This is a genomic window from Paenibacillus sp. FSL H3-0286, assembly GCF_045040705.1.
Classification (GTDB): domain Bacteria; phylum Bacillota; class Bacilli; order Paenibacillales; family Paenibacillaceae; genus Paenibacillus_AQ; species Paenibacillus_AQ odorifer.
The window spans coordinates 1,334,830-1,351,557 of record NZ_CP150285.1 but is presented as its reverse complement, the minus strand read 5'-3'; the positions used below and the strand labels follow the sequence as shown (position 1 = coordinate 1,351,557).

At 42.0% G+C, this 16,728-nt stretch carries 14 protein-coding genes; 1 reads left to right on the top strand and 13 read right to left on the bottom strand.

What is annotated here, in order from left to right; genetic code table 11:
* Positions 1–762: 762 nt before the first annotated feature.
* Both MHB37_RS05900 and tkt read right to left on the bottom strand, forming a co-directional pair.
* Complete coding sequence (locus MHB37_RS05900) at positions 763–1,080, bottom strand: pyrimidine/purine nucleoside phosphorylase (protein WP_036681729.1); 318 nt, start codon at positions 1,078–1,080, stop codon at positions 763–765.
* Positions 1,081–1,113: 33 nt separating this feature from the next.
* Positions 1,114–3,156 (bottom strand): transketolase, encoded by a 2,043-nt coding sequence (gene tkt / locus MHB37_RS05895; protein ID WP_076185782.1) that lies wholly within the window; start codon positions 3,154–3,156, stop codon positions 1,114–1,116.
* Between the two features lie 303 nt (positions 3,157–3,459).
* On the opposite strand from tkt, the gene MHB37_RS05890 reads away from it, so the two are divergent.
* Positions 3,460–4,092 carry a hypothetical protein gene (locus MHB37_RS05890; RefSeq protein ID WP_036681725.1) on the top strand — a complete coding sequence of 211 codons (633 nt, stop codon included), beginning with the start codon at positions 3,460–3,462 and terminating at the stop codon, positions 4,090–4,092.
* 87 nt (positions 4,093–4,179) lie between these two features.
* Here MHB37_RS05890 and MHB37_RS05885 read toward each other — a convergent pair whose 3' ends face one another.
* The 11 genes from MHB37_RS05885 to MHB37_RS05835 are packed head-to-tail and all read right to left on the bottom strand — an operon-like array spanning position 4,180 to position 16,719.
* Complete coding sequence (locus MHB37_RS05885; RefSeq protein ID WP_405169037.1) at positions 4,180–7,974, bottom strand: hypothetical protein; 3,795 nt, start codon at positions 7,972–7,974, stop codon at positions 4,180–4,182.
* A gap of 12 nt (positions 7,975–7,986) precedes the next feature.
* The gene (locus MHB37_RS05880; RefSeq protein ID WP_405169036.1) at positions 7,987–10,245 is read right to left on the bottom strand and encodes a PKD domain-containing protein; all 2,259 of its coding nucleotides are present in this window, start codon (positions 10,243–10,245) and stop codon (positions 7,987–7,989) included.
* Between the two features lie 5 nt (positions 10,246–10,250).
* Entirely contained in the window at positions 10,251–10,904 is a 654-nt protein-coding gene (locus MHB37_RS05875; RefSeq protein WP_405169035.1) for a hypothetical protein, read from the bottom strand.
* Between the two features lie 35 nt (positions 10,905–10,939).
* Entirely contained in the window at positions 10,940–11,437 is a 498-nt protein-coding gene (locus MHB37_RS05870) for a hypothetical protein (protein ID WP_076280073.1), read from the bottom strand.
* Positions 11,438–11,457: 20 nt separating this feature from the next.
* Positions 11,458–11,838, bottom strand: coding sequence for a hypothetical protein (locus tag MHB37_RS05865; protein WP_076185794.1), 381 nt, complete (start codon positions 11,836–11,838; stop codon positions 11,458–11,460).
* A gap of 15 nt (positions 11,839–11,853) precedes the next feature.
* Complete coding sequence (locus tag MHB37_RS05860) at positions 11,854–11,997, bottom strand: hypothetical protein (protein ID WP_162636675.1); 144 nt, start codon at positions 11,995–11,997, stop codon at positions 11,854–11,856.
* A gap of 5 nt (positions 11,998–12,002) precedes the next feature.
* Positions 12,003–12,212 (bottom strand): hypothetical protein, encoded by a 210-nt coding sequence (locus MHB37_RS05855; protein ID WP_076185797.1) that lies wholly within the window; start codon positions 12,210–12,212, stop codon positions 12,003–12,005.
* A gap of 57 nt (positions 12,213–12,269) precedes the next feature.
* Positions 12,270–13,139: a hypothetical protein gene (locus MHB37_RS05850; RefSeq protein ID WP_036681711.1), complete on the bottom strand. Its 870-nt coding sequence runs from the start codon at positions 13,137–13,139 to the stop codon at positions 12,270–12,272.
* An 11-nt stretch (positions 13,140–13,150) separates the two neighbouring features.
* Positions 13,151–14,200 carry a hypothetical protein gene (locus MHB37_RS05845; protein ID WP_076128188.1) on the bottom strand — a complete coding sequence of 350 codons (1,050 nt, stop codon included), beginning with the start codon at positions 14,198–14,200 and terminating at the stop codon, positions 13,151–13,153.
* Positions 14,201–14,212: 12 nt separating this feature from the next.
* Positions 14,213–15,658 carry an ATPase, T2SS/T4P/T4SS family gene (locus tag MHB37_RS05840; RefSeq protein WP_076280072.1) on the bottom strand — a complete coding sequence of 482 codons (1,446 nt, stop codon included), beginning with the start codon at positions 15,656–15,658 and terminating at the stop codon, positions 14,213–14,215.
* Positions 15,655–16,719, bottom strand: a complete 1,065-nt coding sequence (locus tag MHB37_RS05835; RefSeq protein ID WP_076280071.1) for a hypothetical protein — start codon at positions 16,717–16,719, stop codon at positions 15,655–15,657. The genes MHB37_RS05840 and MHB37_RS05835 overlap by 4 nt, the downstream gene beginning before the upstream one ends.
* Positions 16,720–16,728 lie beyond the last annotated feature (9 nt).

Genomic DNA, 16,728 nt, shown 5'->3' with positions numbered 1-16,728 from the left:
GGTTAGTTGCTGTTTAGTTACTGGAGGAGTCACTGGGTGAGCTGCTGGTTAGTTGCAAATTGGTTACCAAGATGATCGCTTGATGACTACGGTATATCCCGTATTTTCTGGAACCTCTCCCTCGCTCCAAACCTTAAGCTCCTTTAACTAAGTAACCTCTGCGGTACACAGCTATCTCTATTGGACTCAGCTGACCTTATTCGCAGTATAATCCCACATTTGACATGCTATCGGACTCCATAGTCGCTATTGGCATGAAAAGCGCCAATTATGAGCCTGTTTCTATGGAATAGTTGCACTGGTGTCCGAAAACCTGCTCAAAAGGCTATAAATTTGCTAATAGCGTCATCTGGGTCCTTAAGCGGTAGGATTGGTGGTGACCAGGTGCTTCAGCGGTAGGATTGGTGGTGACCAGGTGCTACAGCGGAAGGATTGGTGGTGACCCGGTACTAAATTGGTGTTGAATCCAGTGTTAACGTCATCTGGGTCCGTACGCGGTGGGGATGGTTATGACTCAGTGCTAATTTGGTGATGATCCGATTCAGCCCTAACGTCATTTGAGTCCTTAAGCCTCAAAATAGAATGATGAATACATAATTGTACATCAAGCAATATCACCAACCAACAACACAAAAAGCAGCGATCCTCCAATAACAGGAGAGCCGCTGCCTTGCTGACTTTTACGATTTTTAAATTGAATCCGGGTCGTCTCACTCATAGAAAAAAGCTACTTATAGGACAGCCCTTAGAAAAGTCTGTTTTTTATAGAACCGGGTAAGAACAGCAATAATCAGTTACTTCAAATACTTCCAACGCAAATTTAGAGTTGCCAGGAACATTGAACGTTGACGCTCCCTTAATCTCCTGCCATACCTCAGTGCCGGGAAGCAGCACTTTAAGATCGCCGGACAGAATCTCCATAATTTCAGGACCATCTGTACCAAATTCATACACACCCGGCAACATGATGCCCAGTGTCACCTTAGATCCATCTTGCAAAATTACCGTACGGCTGGTTACTTGTCCGCCATAATATACATTGGCTGCTTTTTCGATCGTTGCGTTGTTAAACTGACTCATTACTTGTTCTCCCCCTAATGATTATTCAGTTAATTACAGAAGTGCTTTCACACGGCTAACTACATTCTCTACAGTAAAGCCGTATTCTTTCATAACTCTATCGCCAGGCGCGGAAGCTCCGAAAGTAGTGATGCCTAGGATATCGCCTTGGTCACCAGTGTAACGTTCCCATCCGAAGGTTTGTGCCATTTCGATAGCAAGACGGGCTTTGACTCCTGGAAGAATTACGGAATCACGATATTCTTTGTCTTGTTTTTCGAACAGATCCCAGCTTGGCAAGCTGATTACACGAACATCGATGCCTTCTTCTGCCAAAGCAGCTTGCGCTTTAACTGCCAACTGTACTTCAGAACCAGTTGCGATAAGTTGTGCTTGTGGAGTGCCATTTTTGGAATCAGAGACAACATAACCACCACGTTTGATGTTTTCACGAACGCCATCTACGGTTCCAGCAAGAATTGGCAAGTTTTGACGAGTCAGAACCAAAGCAACCGGATTCTCCTTGTTTTCCATAGCATAAGCCCATGCTGCAGAAGTTTCGTTAGCATCAGCCGGACGAATAACAGTCAGACCTGGGATGATACGCAGGGAAGCCAATTGTTCGATTGGTTCATGCGTAGGACCATCTTCACCAACTGCAATACTGTCATGTGTCAATACATAGGTTACTGGCAATTTCATGATCGAAGCCAAACGAATTGCTGGACGCAGGTAGTCTGTGAATACGAAGAATGTTCCTCCGAATACTTTAAGACCAGTGTGCAGAGCAATACCGTTCATTGCAGCAGCCATACCAAACTCACGTACGCCGAAATAAATGTTGCGGCCATCATAAGATTCTGGTGTGAAAGATGTCAAACCATTCAAATGCGTCATAGTGGAGCTTTCCAAGTCAGCGGAACCACCCACTAGCTGAGGAACGCCAGCAGTCAGACCGTTAAGCGCACTACCGGAAGCGACACGAGTCGATACTGCTTTATCTTCAGTAGTGTAAGTTGGAAGGTTAGCATCCCAGCCTTCTGGAAGATCGCCATTGATTACTGTTTCGAATTGTGCAGCTAGCTCTGGATATGCTTTTTTGTAAGCCGCAAATTTGTCGTCCCAAGCTTTGTTAGCTGCGATTCCGTTTTTCTTCACTTCTGCAAAATGTGCACGAACTTCATCAGGCACATAGAAATCTTCTTCGTATACCCATTTGTAGAAATCTTTGGTCAGCTTAGCTTCTTCTGCTCCAAGTGGGGAACCGTGAGTACCGCCATGGCCGCCTTTACCTTGTTTGTTAGGGCTACCATAACCAATAACTGTCTTCACTTCGATCAAAGTCGGTTTGCTAGTCTCAGCTTGCGCCTCATTAATAGCTTTTTCAATAGCCGGAAGGTCATTTCCGTCTTCTACGCGCAGAACTTGCCAACCATAAGCATCAAAACGTTGAGCTACATTTTCGGAGAAAGAAAGATTCAATTTACCATCAAGGGAAATATCATTTGAATCATACAATACAACCAATTTTCCGAGTTTCAAATGACCAGCAAGAGAAGCGGACTCAGAAGAGATCCCTTCCATAAGGTCACCATCACCACAAATAGCATAAGTATAGTGGTCAACTATGTTATGTCCTTCTTTGTTGTAGGTTGCGCCCAATTGAGCTTCGGCCATAGCCATACCAACGGCCATACCAATACCTTGTCCAAGCGGACCTGTAGTTGCATCAACACCAGCTGTGTGACCAACTTCCGGGTGACCAGGAGTCAAGCTACCCCATTGACGGAATTGTTTCAATTCTTCCATAGGAAGATCATAGCCGCTAAGGTGCAGCAAGCTGTACAGAAGCATGGAACCATGTCCAGCGGACAATACAAAACGATCGCGGTTTACCCATGTTGGATGATCAGGGTTATGATTCATTGTTTTTGCAAACAGTTGGTAGCCCATTGGTGCAGAACCCATTGGCATACCTGGATGGCCGGAATTCGCTTTTTCGATAGCATCAATAGCCAAAGTACGAATTGTTGTGATAGACAGGTTATCTACTGTTGAGTTTTCTTCCTTCTGGATCGCTTGTTCTTGTTCACTCATTTAATAGTTCCTCCTCTGAAATCTCAAGAATGTCATTTTGACTCTTATTGTATCACTAGTGTGGAAGCAATTCCAATTGTTTTTAAAAACTCTTTGTTTGACAGCTTATGTTTTGCAATATCTACGCATTTATATACGCAAAAGTAACTATGTCATGAGACGGGTTTTTACTTAGCCTATGGTCTAGTTTTCTATTGCGACTAAAGTTTGTTTTACAATGCTCGAATATAAAGTAAGATGGAGTTACTCAAGTAAAATTTTCATTCATTATCCAATATCTCCAAGTGGAAAGGAATTCTGAACATGACTTCGAAAAAGGATGTTTATATTGTGCTTACCGGTACAGGTACAGCCTTCAGTGGTTTCATTAAGTGGTTTACAAAAGCTGATCTGAACCATGCTTCGATCGCCTTTGATAGTGAACTACGTGAGGTGTACAGCTTCGGAAGAAAAAAAATGCACAATCCATTCGTCGCGGGTCTGATTCAAGAAAATTTCATTCACCCTTTCTATAGCAGCGCAAATTGCTCTATTTATCAGTTACGTGTCAGTGCCACGGAATACGATGCCATGTACAATCATGTCCAAGGGATGATGAAAAATCAGGAACGTTATAAATACCATCTTTTAGGCCTGATCGGCGTACTTCTAAATGTTAAAATAGATCGAGAGAACGCTTATTTCTGCTCTCATTTTGTTGCTTCCTTATTTGAAAATACCGCAGTTCAGCCTGTGAATAAGCCTTCCTGCTTTGTTACCCCGGAGGATTTCGCTCTTTCACTCTGTTCCCATAAAATATTCAGCGGTAAGTTATCCTATTATGTGCGTAGAGCTCAAAGAGCCTCTGCACGTTCGACGAATATACCTTTACATACCCCTTCCGTTGCGACAAGAATGATGAGAATGAATGAAGAACGGACTGAAGGAGTTATATAAGTTGTTGCTCGTAAAAAAGGGCTATGCGGATCGTATTTCCGCGTAGCCCTTTTTAGATGGAAAAAGGATAAATTCGTAGATGTATCATTACTTCACACGATGGTTCCGAAAATATTCAGACCAATCGCCAGCAATCACAACAGTAACTGTATCAATTTTGGTATTGTACTCATTCTTAGCTGTGAAGGTAAAGGTCACTGGACCATCGGAAAGTTTCACAAATGCCGGATTATAAAATTCGCCTGTCCACAAGGTTTTGTCACTGTTCGTTGGATTTAGTTGCGTAGAATAACCTCCCGTCATCGTTACCTCAACAGTATCAGGTAGACCGGTTGCTATCCCTTGCAAAATAAATCGCTCACCTGCCCAAAACACATTATAGCCTCTTGGACTCTCCTCATTACCGCTCTTGTTCAAATTGTAGCCTTTACGGTTGTTATTCCATTCCTCTGTGTGCTGGACCCCACCTTTAATACTCAGTAGATTAACCATGAAATATTTACGCGCTGAGATATTACTCCAGTTATAACCATCAAAAGCTTCCACTTCCACGGCATATTTTTCGTTCTCAACCAATATTCCCGCGGGCACTTGCCACTGTTTGGCACTTGAATTTTGTTCGCCAGATTGAACCTTAACCATCCCTGTCGCCAAGTTGATAATTTGTACCTTATACCGCTGTTGTTCATCTCCATCCTCATCTTGATAATCCCACTTGATGATTGGTGTAAGCGTACTTGCGATCATGGGCTTACTTGAGTCAGTACTTGTTGGGTACGTTATCGTTACGGTCGGTTTACGGTTGGCTACAGTGATACTCAGAGATAGCTCTCGATACAGTCCTAGAGAATCCGTAACGGTTTGTTTCAAGGTAAAGACGCCATTTGAGGTGAATTTCTTCGTAAATTCAGCTTGAGTACTAGCCAATCCTTCCGTCCCGTTAGATGATTTCAAATCATACTTATGGCTGATCGTATCTCCTTTTGGAAGGTCTGGATCCGTCGCTTTGCTCTTGATATTTAGAAGATCCGTGCGATAAATCGGCTCTTTGGCAGCATCTCTGCCTGTATCCGTGATAAGTGTGAATCCGGGCTGCGGCGGATTGTCGATGATAAACGTTTTTTCGTTAGATATTTCTGACCAGCTTAATTTGGAATAAGCCCGCCCATATACGGTGAAGTATTCAAATCGATTAAATGTATGGTTAGGGAGTTGATACTGCCGCAGCTGACCTGTGGTGTCAAGGTTTTCAACTGTCTTAACTAAGAGTCCGTCTTTCGAAAAAAATTCTAAACGGTACTTCTCCTGCAGATCACTCTCTGGGTCTGTATAATTCCATTTAATTAATGGATCTCCTTGTATTTCGGCATCTATAACGGATGGATTGGTTACGGTTCCCGCCGGGGTTATCAATGTCATTGAGGGCGCTAGATTTTTAGTAACACTCACCTTCAACGTAGCTATATTAGACTTATCACCGATCTGATCGATAACCCAGTGTTCCAATGTATAGATACCGGACTCAGGAAAATTAACATCAATACTAGGAGTTCGAAGCCATTGCGTAATGCCATCACTATCCGTTACTTTCCAGAAGTATTGCAGACTAGCGATGTCGGAGGGATCTCCATCCTCATCAAAAGATGTATATTGTCGGGTATCATATTGGAATACTGCCGATGGACCATTAATAGCAGCTGTTGGAACATGATTTTTAACAGTAAATACGCGTGTTGCATTGGAACTTAAAGCTCCAATACTTGAGGGATTAGGTACATCTGTTGCCTTAAGGCGCATTTCCCATCCTTCTGATATAGCCTGCTGCGGTGAAATTCCGTTTCCAGCAATAAGATCTCGTATCGTCAAAGATTGGTTGCGGTTACTGCCAGCATAATAATAAGGACTATTGCTGAGTTTGGCGTACCATAAATAAGCAAGCGAATCTCCATCTTCATCAGGCTCTGGTGTTAGATTATCCATTGTAATTACAGTGTCTCGATATACTTCAGCTTGCATGTTAAATGCTGCTGCGGGTGGGTGATTAATCACTTGGACATTTTGGCGATACCAATCTGACCATAAACCTCGGTTGTCATGCACTTGTAAACTAATTTGATAATTACCGATCCCAAAAGCTGCGATATTAGGTGGCGTTGTAGCTCCACCCCAATGCTCCCAAACTTTGTTCCAACCGTCTTTGATAACCGTCCAGTAATACACATCTAATGGATCATTATCCGGATCAAACGATTTGTCTGTTATGGTAGTAGCTTTACGATAGGAAACAATATTAGGATCAACACTAAATAACGCTACGGGAGGTAGATTACCTGCAGCCCCCACCGTCCTTACACACCAGTCGCTCCAGACCCCCAACCCATTTTCGCCATCGACATCACGTACTCTAAGGCGTATGTCATATTGTACAGAACTCGGTAATTGAGCTGGCGGTTGACCATCTGTCCATATTTCAGAATCAGTTTTTTTATACTGCCATTGCCAAGCTATAAGTCCCTTATTAACAGCCGTGATGTGGTCCAAATCGTAGGAACTATCTGTTAGCAGAAGAGATCCCCACGCCAGTTTGGCAGCAAACAATGCAATTGGCTTTCGATGAACATGATAGGTCATTGAAGATAAATTATCTCGGCTCCATAAACGATAGACATCGAATCTGTCATCGTTTTTAGGATTATCTCGTGCTTGAAAGGTTGCGTTATAGAGTCCGCTATATGGAAAGGAGGTATACCTTTCTGAACGCCATAACCCACTATCCGAAATGATACCCATCGAATTATCGAAGAAATACGGGTTATGGTCGTATCTATAGCGTTCTTGATATTTAGAATCTCCTTCATAGTCCTTGTATGTGGTTGATAAGTCTATAGGAGTGTTAATCAATATAAAGGATTTATTCCTAAGCCTATAGGATACATTAACGACCAACGATTTCTCATCCTTATAATTATAGGGATCCACAACCTTGATAATGATATTGTGTCGTCCGGGAGGAATTCCGTCTGCCAAAACATCTATTGGGATGGAAAACCATTTATTATTCAGTGCCTGTTGGACATTGACTTGTTTATAGAACACATTAGGAATTTCAGCACTAACGACTAGATCATTATTGTCCACATCTCGAACATATCCTTCGATATTCATACCACTGAATCCTGGCTCATTCAGTAGCTGCTGCTCGCTTGGTGTAGTCACTGTGAGCGTAGGTGCTGAATTTATTACTAGAGGTATGTTATCCCAATCATAATATACGTTGTTATGCCAACCATTCATCCATTCGTTAGGTTGGTGTTGCGCATCACTTGCTCTTAGTGCGACTTTAAGGGCTTTTGGAATGCCATACTTCGCTGGATAAGCATAACTTTCATAAAAAGCGGTTGTATTTCTATCAAGGTTAAACTGAAGACTATCCGAACTTTTCACAGGTGGCATTTCTTCAATTCTCCATGAGGCATCAGTAGCATAATCAGTATTACCACTTCCATCTGTCCTGTACATATAACTGTAAATATTAAGAAATCTAGTACGCTGCGTATCATAGTACCAATTAATATCCCCTGATGTTAAAACTACAGGCGCATCAGGTACATAATCGTAGCGCAGTATTCTTGTTGTTAGATCAAAAGTAATATTGGTTAGGGTCATAGCAGGCATATTCAAACTTAAAGATCCTATATTCCCCATAGCTGGCTCCCAAGGAGTTGTTTTATTAAATCCTTCAAGACGGATATCCATAAAATTGATGATATTTGGGTCACCTGTCGCCTCTACCTTTGCACTCCCCGAATAAAATTCAGGGAATGAAAGAAGTAGTAATACAAGGGCCATAAACGTTGAAATTGTTTTTTTTAATTTCTGCATCTCTAATCCTCTCTACCATGACCAATCGACATCAGGTGCCTGATTTTTAACCGTGAAGATCCGTTCGATCACATTTTGTGTAACTTCTGAATCTATGGATTGCCGATCAGCCTGCGTCACAAACTCCTCGATGGTCGGCTGGCCAAACTCTTCAAATACAGTTAGTCTTACTTCGTATTTTCCGACTTCCTTTACCTTGAGATTCAAACGATCTAAATTCTGATTATTAAAAATAACCCATGGTTCACCCGAAAAATTTCCGTTGTTATCAGAATCGTAGCGGTATTCCCAAAGCCTTCGAGCCACCATATCTTGGTCTGGTGAGTACGACATATCATCTATTGATAGGGTCGCTTGATTACCATCTGAAGGATTGCGATACACTGTTCCAGCCATCGTAAAGTATGCAAAAGGCTTCTGGTCTGGAGCTATGTCAAAAGTTGTTTCGTTTCTCGCAGTTAGCCCTAATGTATTCTCCACATAAATGGTTGCTTTATATTTCCCTGGCTTCTTGAATAGCACATCTTTGCTATATACTCCGTTCAGCGATCCGCTATATTTAATATCAGAATTCGTTCCACCTGATACGGCTGTGATCGTGAATTTAGTCTTAGCATCTATTAATGGGTAGTGGGTCGGGCTACTAACGTAACTTTGTATGATAACCTTTCGATTTTGCTTTAATGTACCATCTACCCTGATAGATGCATCTGGTTTTGGCTCAATGACATTAACCTCAGTACTAGTACTTCCAGTCATTTTGTCGTCGTCCATTACAGTCAAAGCAAGTGTTTGTTCCCCCAAATGGTCTTTATCATACCAAAGCGTTCCCCTTGGCAAAGTGCTCAATTCTCCCTTAGCATTAGGCGTATCCCAAAAGTAATCCGTAATATAACCATCGGGGTCATACGACCCTGCTGCACTGGCTACAAACTCTTGTCCTGCTTTTACAGTTTTGGGTGCATTTATAAGAGCTACTGGAGGTTTTAACTCTCTTGGTAGTTCTGGCGGTGATGTCGGACCTGGAAAACCTCCTCCCGGAGGATCTGAAGTTGTATACACTCCTGCTTTGACTGTAAAAGATTCTTTTAACAAGTCGAACTTACTTCTTTTGGTCACGACTTCATTCTTAAATCTCACTACTATACTTAGTTCGTACTCTTGACTATAGTTACTTTTACCTGCCACTTTCTCCTTCGGAATTTCAAACTTGAAAGTTTCGTTTGCCGTTAGAGTTTTGCTATACACCTTTTTTGTCTGGAGTGAACTGTCATTACCTTTCTCTTTGGCATAAAAAATCCATTCTGAAATGTTCGAAGTATCTTTATAGGATAGAAGTTCACCTTTCAAAGCGATTTTAACTGGCACATTCTTACTATCAAACTTAATTGGGTTTGGATTAGGTTGTTCTAGAATTGCAGAACCCGTGAGTGTAGCTTCATCTGGGAGACCATATTCAAAGCTGACTGTTCCCCCGTAGCTGTAGGTGGTTACTTTAGCGTCTGCAGTGTAATAATATTCTGTAAATGCCTTATATCTTCGTCCCTCTGCTTTTCCAGTTAAACCCGTATTATCTTCAGGATCCCAAGGTACTCCTGCAGGAATCGTATAGTTCAAAATAATTCTTCCATTTTTAAACTTTGGATCTTGAGCATAAGAAGATTTCTTAAATATTTGAGGTTTAATAGTAGACTGAATAACGTCATGTGTATCGATGACCTCAGTTTTCGATCCGTTGTACCATTTTAGGTATTCTTTATCTTGATAAGGTCCTGCGGTTACTACTGATGTTGGTGGATTTTTTGAAGGATAGCCATCCGTTGCAGCTTTATCATCTGTCACCATGCTATCTTTTTTTTCATCATACTGATTTATTTGCCATCTTCTTCCGTCTGAGTATAACCAAATCGAATTGTAGATTTGAGTATAATAACGTTCTTCAAATGAGCCTCTATAACCCTGGACTTCTTTTATATATTTTTGATTTGCAACCCCTTTTAATGTAATCTTAATTTTTCCGTTCTCTAGAGAGAGGTTGTTTTTTTCGTTAGATCCACTATATTTTAAAGTATTTGTCTTAACTGATGAGCTAGATACGCCATTAGGAAGTTCCAAATAAAAGTCTTTCGCAGCATTATTTGATCCTTGTAAACCTGTAGTAATAGGAACAGCAACCGAGGTCAATTTTGTCTCGGCTGCTTCTACTGAAATGGTTGTCATTAACGAATTGATTAGCATAATGCTTAGACATGAGATGATTATTTTTTTCATTCCTACTACTCCTGTGAGTTGACTACAAATTTCTCGTCGAATCCGCCTTCATGGAACAAACGAATGACAAGATATTTAAAATCCTGATCATATAAGAAGGCTTGGTAAGTGGTTAATTGTTCCCCTGGCTTAAGAGAATAATAATAAAAAGCATCTTTATTGTTCAATTTTCCCACATTTGCCTTTGGCCAAATTGCATCTATTCTCCCACCACTTGAGGAAAGGGTTAAACTCCATTTTTCTTTTTGATCATTTAAGGATCTTTTAACAATTTTATTGCTGTTATTCTTAATCGTAATCTTTGTCCAAATGAAATGTTTCGGATTACTAACCATTCCTCCAAATGAGTCATATTTAAATTGTTTCACTAGATTTTGTGCATCTTTTGACTTGAAATCATAAATCATGAATTTCTCCAGCGTATAACTAAACCCACCCGCCGTAACCGTAACCGGCAACTCTAAATCCTTTTTCAAACCATATTTACTTAAGTTATCCCTCATAATGGGTGCTGGTGTAGCAGCAGGTTTTGCTGTAACTGATGGTGTAGCTGCGGCTATTGGTGTAACCGCTGCTGCGTTAGTAATCACGTTTTGCCCCAATACCATGCTAAGTAACATTGTTGTAGTCAAAGCTGCTCTTAAAATGTTCTTCTTCATCACTGAATCTCTCCCTTTTCTTTAATTGGCTTTTCTTACTTATTGAACTTATACTCTTGAACTGCTGGCACCCTGATGGGCTGTTGTGTTTTGGATCTAGAGATCAGAACCGGGTGTTCCGTCTCAATGACGGCAATAACCGAAGGACCTGCGATGTATTTGGTTATGCCATATTCGCTATCCTCGTATAAAAGTGGGAACGTCACACCATCGGAATCATCAATAATATCGAATTTCACAATCTTTACTTGTGTCTTAAAACGACTGCTCCCTTGGGGGAAAAGGCCGCTATCAAGGCCTAGATTGTTCTGCAGGGTTTGCTGAAAAGTATCGTACGCTTCTGTAGGATCTATAATCAGACGACCACGAGTCAATTCGGTCTCATCTAATTCCTGTGCGGCATCGTGAACAGCGATATTATTTGCGTCTTTTAACATGCTGCGCAGCTGGTCCCACTCCTGATTCTGGATCTGAAAGAACCAGGAGTAGATAAAGATCAGTAGGACAAATGCCAGCTTAATAATGTAATCCATAAATTACGCTCATCCCTTAGTCAATCGAGATACTCACTCATAATTGAGCCATGCCCATAATATCGAGTCGGCTGCGAAACCGTAGAAAAATTATAAGGAAACAGATTTATCCGCGGCGCGGTTACATACACATCAATTCGTTGCTTTCGCTCTTGAACGGTGTCTGTATTGCTAGTAATTTCTATCGATGCTTCAGAAAATCCAATCGCCTTCAGATTTGAAACTACTTCATTCCGCATAGAAGCTGTAACCATCCCCTCTGTTGCTGCTTTTTGTGTGATATAGGACGTATTAGCTTTGACCTGTAAATCTAGCAGATAATCTATGTAGGTGAAGATAGGCTGCAGGATAATAAACAGGACTAGCCACATGAACAATGCCCGGAGGACGGTCTCCTTCATTAGACACGCCTCCTTCTAATACTGTTCCACTTGCTTAGTATGTGAGATGATATCGTCCTGACTGCTGCCGATCATATGCGTAGCTACCGTGACAAACATCCCCGCAATTACAAAGCCAATGGCCAAAAACATAGCGACGGAAATAGAGTCTTTTTTCATCTGACTTATACCAAAACGTGAGTCATGGACATAGTTAATGTAGTCTGGCTGGAATCCAGCGGTTGAGTTAGAGATACCCCCGGGATCGTCGGTCTATTATCATCGGCAGCATTAATCACGTCACGCACCAAAGGAATCAAAATGGCAATTACGATGGCCACACACAAAAAACCGATAGCGATAAACAAACCTGTAGAAATAGCGTCTTTTTTCATTGTTAATTTCTCCCTTTTTATTTTAGGTTTTAAAAATAAGGTTGAATATACAATTTTTCACTGGAACATGCCGACTCCATTAAAATTTCCTTTGATTAGCAAAATGTACTGCATCGCCATGGCAACGATCATCAAAAAAGTAGCTATCGATGGAATAACATTAATAATCGTCGATAGATCACCGATGAAAGACCATTTTTTCAAATACTGATCGCTGGAGATTTTGGAGATAATCTTGCCTTGTTCACGCAAATAGTTTGCAGCTTCCGTGTCATCATCCATGCCTTCTGTCGCCAGTAAAATGGACCGGATGTCATTAATAAAGTGATGGTTATCCGGAAATTTGGCACAAAACCATTCAATCGCCCCCTCCACACCCTCATCTACTGCCCGTTCTGACAGCTCATACAAGTCCTGACGTATATATTGAAAATGTCCCGCTGTACTCCCACAAAAAGCACCAAACTGCACATATCCGCGCTTACGTAGGCGATTATTCTCATAGAGACGAATGAAGGAGATCAACTCGCCATCTTTTTGAATATTCGTCTTTTGGTGAAGCCACGCCAACACCCAACCAAGCGGAAGATAACGCATCGGACTGCTGATTACGAGAATAAGTAGAGCAATTAGAGGGTCATAGAATGAAAAAGGAACAGATCGGATGAAATCGCTGACGACTTGGCTAAATAAATAGATGATTGCCGCTGAATAACGAAATAGAGTAACTTTTCGAGCCGAAATTGATAAACCGCATTCATTCAACAATTGCTGAAATCTATCACTCTGCACGTGTTCACCCAGCGAATTCCACCGGATGCCCAGTCGGACAAGATATCGTTCCTGCTTACTGCTGCTGCTCACAAACACAAGTAATGCGACATACACGATCCCGATCACTGTAATTAGTAGTAATAATCTATCCATAGTTCATCACCTTAGTGGTAGTCCAGTTTGGGCCTGGCAAGAATAGTACTGATCACAAAAGAGATAAAAAGGCCGGAGACGATCACCATCAAAAAGGAAAGGCCTACCGTAGTTTCGAACTGCAGTTGAAAATAGACATCGGGCTTCAGCATATACATAAAGGTTCCAACCGTAGATACCAGCACCAGAAGATTCCCATATAAGCCAAGGCTGATCGCATCTCTGCTTCCTGCTTTTACAGTCAAAATCGTCTCTCTCTGCTGCTCCATAGAACGATTCAACAGCATTAGCGAGCTTTTTAAATAACGGGTTCCCTCCTTCTCGGCATAGAGCAGATCTGATATAAACTCTAAAGCGAAGGTGGTGCCAATCGCGCTGGAGAATCTCCCTGCCTCCTCAACAAGCTCCTTCTCATTACTGTAATTCGAAAATGCGGCACCTAGCAGCTTCAGAGGGCTCTTTAGTACATTTTTATCTGTAAGAAAATCCGCTGTCCGATCAAGGATCGAATCTACCGACAAATGTGTGAATTTGGTGGAGATTTTGACTACATCGAGGAGATCGTAGCTTCCATGTACCTTCCGCTGTGCATAGATGTATCTCATACGAAAATAAGGAATCGTCGCAGATATTACAGCTATAAAAAGCGGAAATCTCCACGCCCCCTGAATCGGCTGTCCTTCATTAAAAGTAATCCCCTCCAAAAAAGGATTGTTAAAACTCAACCTTCCAGGGAGCTCACTAAGTGTCAGTAGTCCTGATAAGAAAACCGCAATAAACAAAATGGCTGTACGCATAACAAAACGCATAACGCTAATACCCGGTTCATACTTCCGGTGTACGAAATACAGAAGCTTGTCCAGATGGCGGTAGAGCCACAGCCTTTTTTTAACCGAGCTAACTCTTTTTCCAAAAATGCTCATCTTATGTTTAATTCGAAAATCGAATTTCTGGACTACCTGCCGTAAATGCCTTTCGATGAGCAGTTTGGTGAGTAACCACAGTCCCCACACAATCCATAAATGAAGAACAAAACGAAAAATATAAAATAGTAAATCCATATCTGCACCTCCTCACTCATTAAGTACTATCTTAGATTTCAAGCTTTCTTTAAGCGGCTGATCCATTGGTTTTGTTGAAGCAAGTCGTCCCAGCTCTTTTTGGAGAATCCGCGTAGCTTGTGCATTTTTCTTAGTCATTTTCAGCATCAGATTTTTCGTCAGCTTGTCATTATAAGACCAACACATTTCCTCCGGCTCCCAGCGCATAAGATCATTAGCAAACACTGAATTTCTATCCTCTTCGTAAAAGATTTCTGATATTCGCGCCAGCCGCTTCTTCCCGTTCGGGACACTCTCCAAAATAAACACCAGCTCGCATGATTTCAGCGCAGAAATCAAATGCCCCTTTAGACTCCCGCCAATTCTTGTCGACACAGCAAACGCACCTTGATAAGGAATGTCCTCCGAATCCACGGTGTGGAAGGTTCCGGTGATCCCGTCGTATCCTTTTTCCCCACTCCACAAATAAAATTCCCACTCGTTATAACGCATCTCCGTCATATACAAAATATTTGGGTCATGCCGCAGCGACTCTACTCCCACCTCCATCAGTTCCTCATTCGCAGCTTGAATTGGAATAATCCGATGGCCTTTAATTTGATACGGTAAAATGGATTCCGGATGTTTCTCAATCATCACTACTCCCATGCAGGAGGAAGAGCCAAGCAGTTGCTCACCAACGATCGTATTGGCAAAGGTTGTTTTTCCTGACCCTACAGCACCCGCAATAATGGTATTGCGAAACGTGGACGATAACGCCCGAATGAACTCAACCGCCTCGGCAGGAATACATTCCGTACCCGCTTGATCCTCCAAATCCAGAAATTCCACAACCTGTCGCCGCAGTGATATCGTAGTAAAACCCTCCCAGACCCTAGGTGATACCCAAATCGCAAGCCGAATAAATCTACCTGGCCAAAGCGGATCATCCATTTTGAACTCCACCGAAGGATTATCCTTGTTCAGCTTTTTATTGGGATCACTTTTTAGCAAGGAACGCTTCAGCTGCTCCACCCGATCCAGTGAAGGCATCTCATACGGGTAAGCTATAAACTCACCTTTATGGTTATAAAAAATTTGCTTTCCAATCATTTGTAATCCGGTTGACTCGCTGTATGCACGATCAGTAAACCAACGATACGCTGGTCCAAAACCCTTCCACTCGTGATACAGGGCCTCTGCCGCCGTTCGGTACGCTTCTGGAACCTTTCCAGTAAAAGGTGTTTTTCGTAAGTACTTCTCAATCTCATTCATAAAAAAGCTAACTGCCTGCGGATCGCCAATTAATGCCTTTGCATTTAGCTCGAAGTAAGCGTCATCCTCACGTTCTAACCCTTCGTTCATCTCGGTTTTCATTTTTTGTAAAAAAGCATAAAAATCTTCCTTGCCCGGTTTGCTAGTGCGCAGCACGCTTTGTTTTAGAGAAAAGAGTGGACGACTCGCGAGAGTTTCAATCATAGAAATATCCCTTTCTTTTTGTTCTCTGGCGCTAATCCCATCGACACCAATAGAGAATGTACCTTATCATCCACATGCTGTAGCTCTTTTTTGCCTAGAGGCAAGCTTTCCTGCAAGGGCTGGTAATACGGTAGCTCCAGCAAGATTTCAGTGCCAAATCTAAGGGCTATATTTTTGGACGAAGATATTTCCTCCACATTACTGCGGTTAATGATCAGCTGGAAATCATGCGGACGCAGATCTATATGCCCCGCAAGCTCGAATAGAGGTTCTAATCTGTGTTCATGTTTAGGATGAGTGACAATCATGCGTAACGACGACTTTTGCATACCGACATACCACGCAGCACTCTCGGGAATTGAACCGAAATCAGCAATAACCACATCCGCATTTGCTCCAGCTCTAGCCAAGAAATATTCGATCTCTTCCTCCAGATAATCCTGGACACTCAAGTAGTCGTAATTCCCCGGTAGATACAAATAGCCATCCTGCCTAATCAATTGCTCGAAATCTTCATCATGAATCATCTTCCCTGTAAGCTTGGGGCGCAATTTGTCTAGACTGATCGTCGCTTTGCGGTCATACCCGGGGTCATATAAATCCAAACCAAGTACAAGAACACGTAGACCTGCCGCAGCAATTCGTCTTGCGAACAGCTTCGCCACACTTGTGCAGCCAATGCCTGGACCTGAGCCAAAAAAGCCAACCAAATTGCTCCGTTCCTCGCCATCCTCTTCCAGGATAAAACGAATCTTCTCTATCACTGCTGACGAGGTAGAACGAGGAGGAATAAAATATAGACCTAAGCTTTCACATAACATATGCACAGCTTGATAGCCCCGAATTCCCTTTTGCAGATATAAATACAGGATCGTAGAACTTGAATATTTGTGCCGCAGCCCGCTAAGCGCTTGAACAGGTACCTGGTCACTAGTAACCATTAACATATGACCTTCGGTATGCGCCGGATCGGGATACACGTTTTGTGTAATTACATTAAATCCCGCGTTTTTGATATCATTAATCGTTAACTGATCTATGCCCAGACTAAATATTTTCAAGGCAATCTC

What these genes read in the sequence shown, in the direction of transcription:
- MHB37_RS05900 (WP_036681729.1), bottom strand. Translation starts at nt 1,080, where the DNA reads ATGAGTCAGTTTAACAACGCAACGATCGAAAAAGCAGCCAATGTATAT.
- tkt (WP_076185782.1), bottom strand. Translation starts at nt 3,156, where the DNA reads ATGAGTGAACAAGAACAAGCGATCCAGAAGGAAGAAAACTCAACAGTA.
- MHB37_RS05890 (WP_036681725.1), top strand. Translation starts at nt 3,460, where the DNA reads ATGACTTCGAAAAAGGATGTTTATATTGTGCTTACCGGTACAGGTACA.
- MHB37_RS05885 (WP_405169037.1), bottom strand. Translation starts at nt 7,974, where the DNA reads ATGCAGAAATTAAAAAAAACAATTTCAACGTTTATGGCCCTTGTATTA.
- MHB37_RS05880 (WP_405169036.1), bottom strand. Translation starts at nt 10,245, where the DNA reads ATGAAAAAAATAATCATCTCATGTCTAAGCATTATGCTAATCAATTCG.
- MHB37_RS05875 (WP_405169035.1), bottom strand. Translation starts at nt 10,904, where the DNA reads ATGAAGAAGAACATTTTAAGAGCAGCTTTGACTACAACAATGTTACTT.
- MHB37_RS05870 (WP_076280073.1), bottom strand. Translation starts at nt 11,437, where the DNA reads ATGGATTACATTATTAAGCTGGCATTTGTCCTACTGATCTTTATCTAC.
- MHB37_RS05865 (WP_076185794.1), bottom strand. Translation starts at nt 11,838, where the DNA reads ATGAAGGAGACCGTCCTCCGGGCATTGTTCATGTGGCTAGTCCTGTTT.
- MHB37_RS05860 (WP_162636675.1), bottom strand. Translation starts at nt 11,997, where the DNA reads ATGAAAAAAGACTCTATTTCCGTCGCTATGTTTTTGGCCATTGGCTTT.
- MHB37_RS05855 (WP_076185797.1), bottom strand. Translation starts at nt 12,212, where the DNA reads ATGAAAAAAGACGCTATTTCTACAGGTTTGTTTATCGCTATCGGTTTT.
- MHB37_RS05850 (WP_036681711.1), bottom strand. Translation starts at nt 13,139, where the DNA reads ATGGATAGATTATTACTACTAATTACAGTGATCGGGATCGTGTATGTC.
- MHB37_RS05845 (WP_076128188.1), bottom strand. Translation starts at nt 14,200, where the DNA reads ATGGATTTACTATTTTATATTTTTCGTTTTGTTCTTCATTTATGGATT.
- MHB37_RS05840 (WP_076280072.1), bottom strand. Translation starts at nt 15,658, where the DNA reads ATGATTGAAACTCTCGCGAGTCGTCCACTCTTTTCTCTAAAACAAAGC.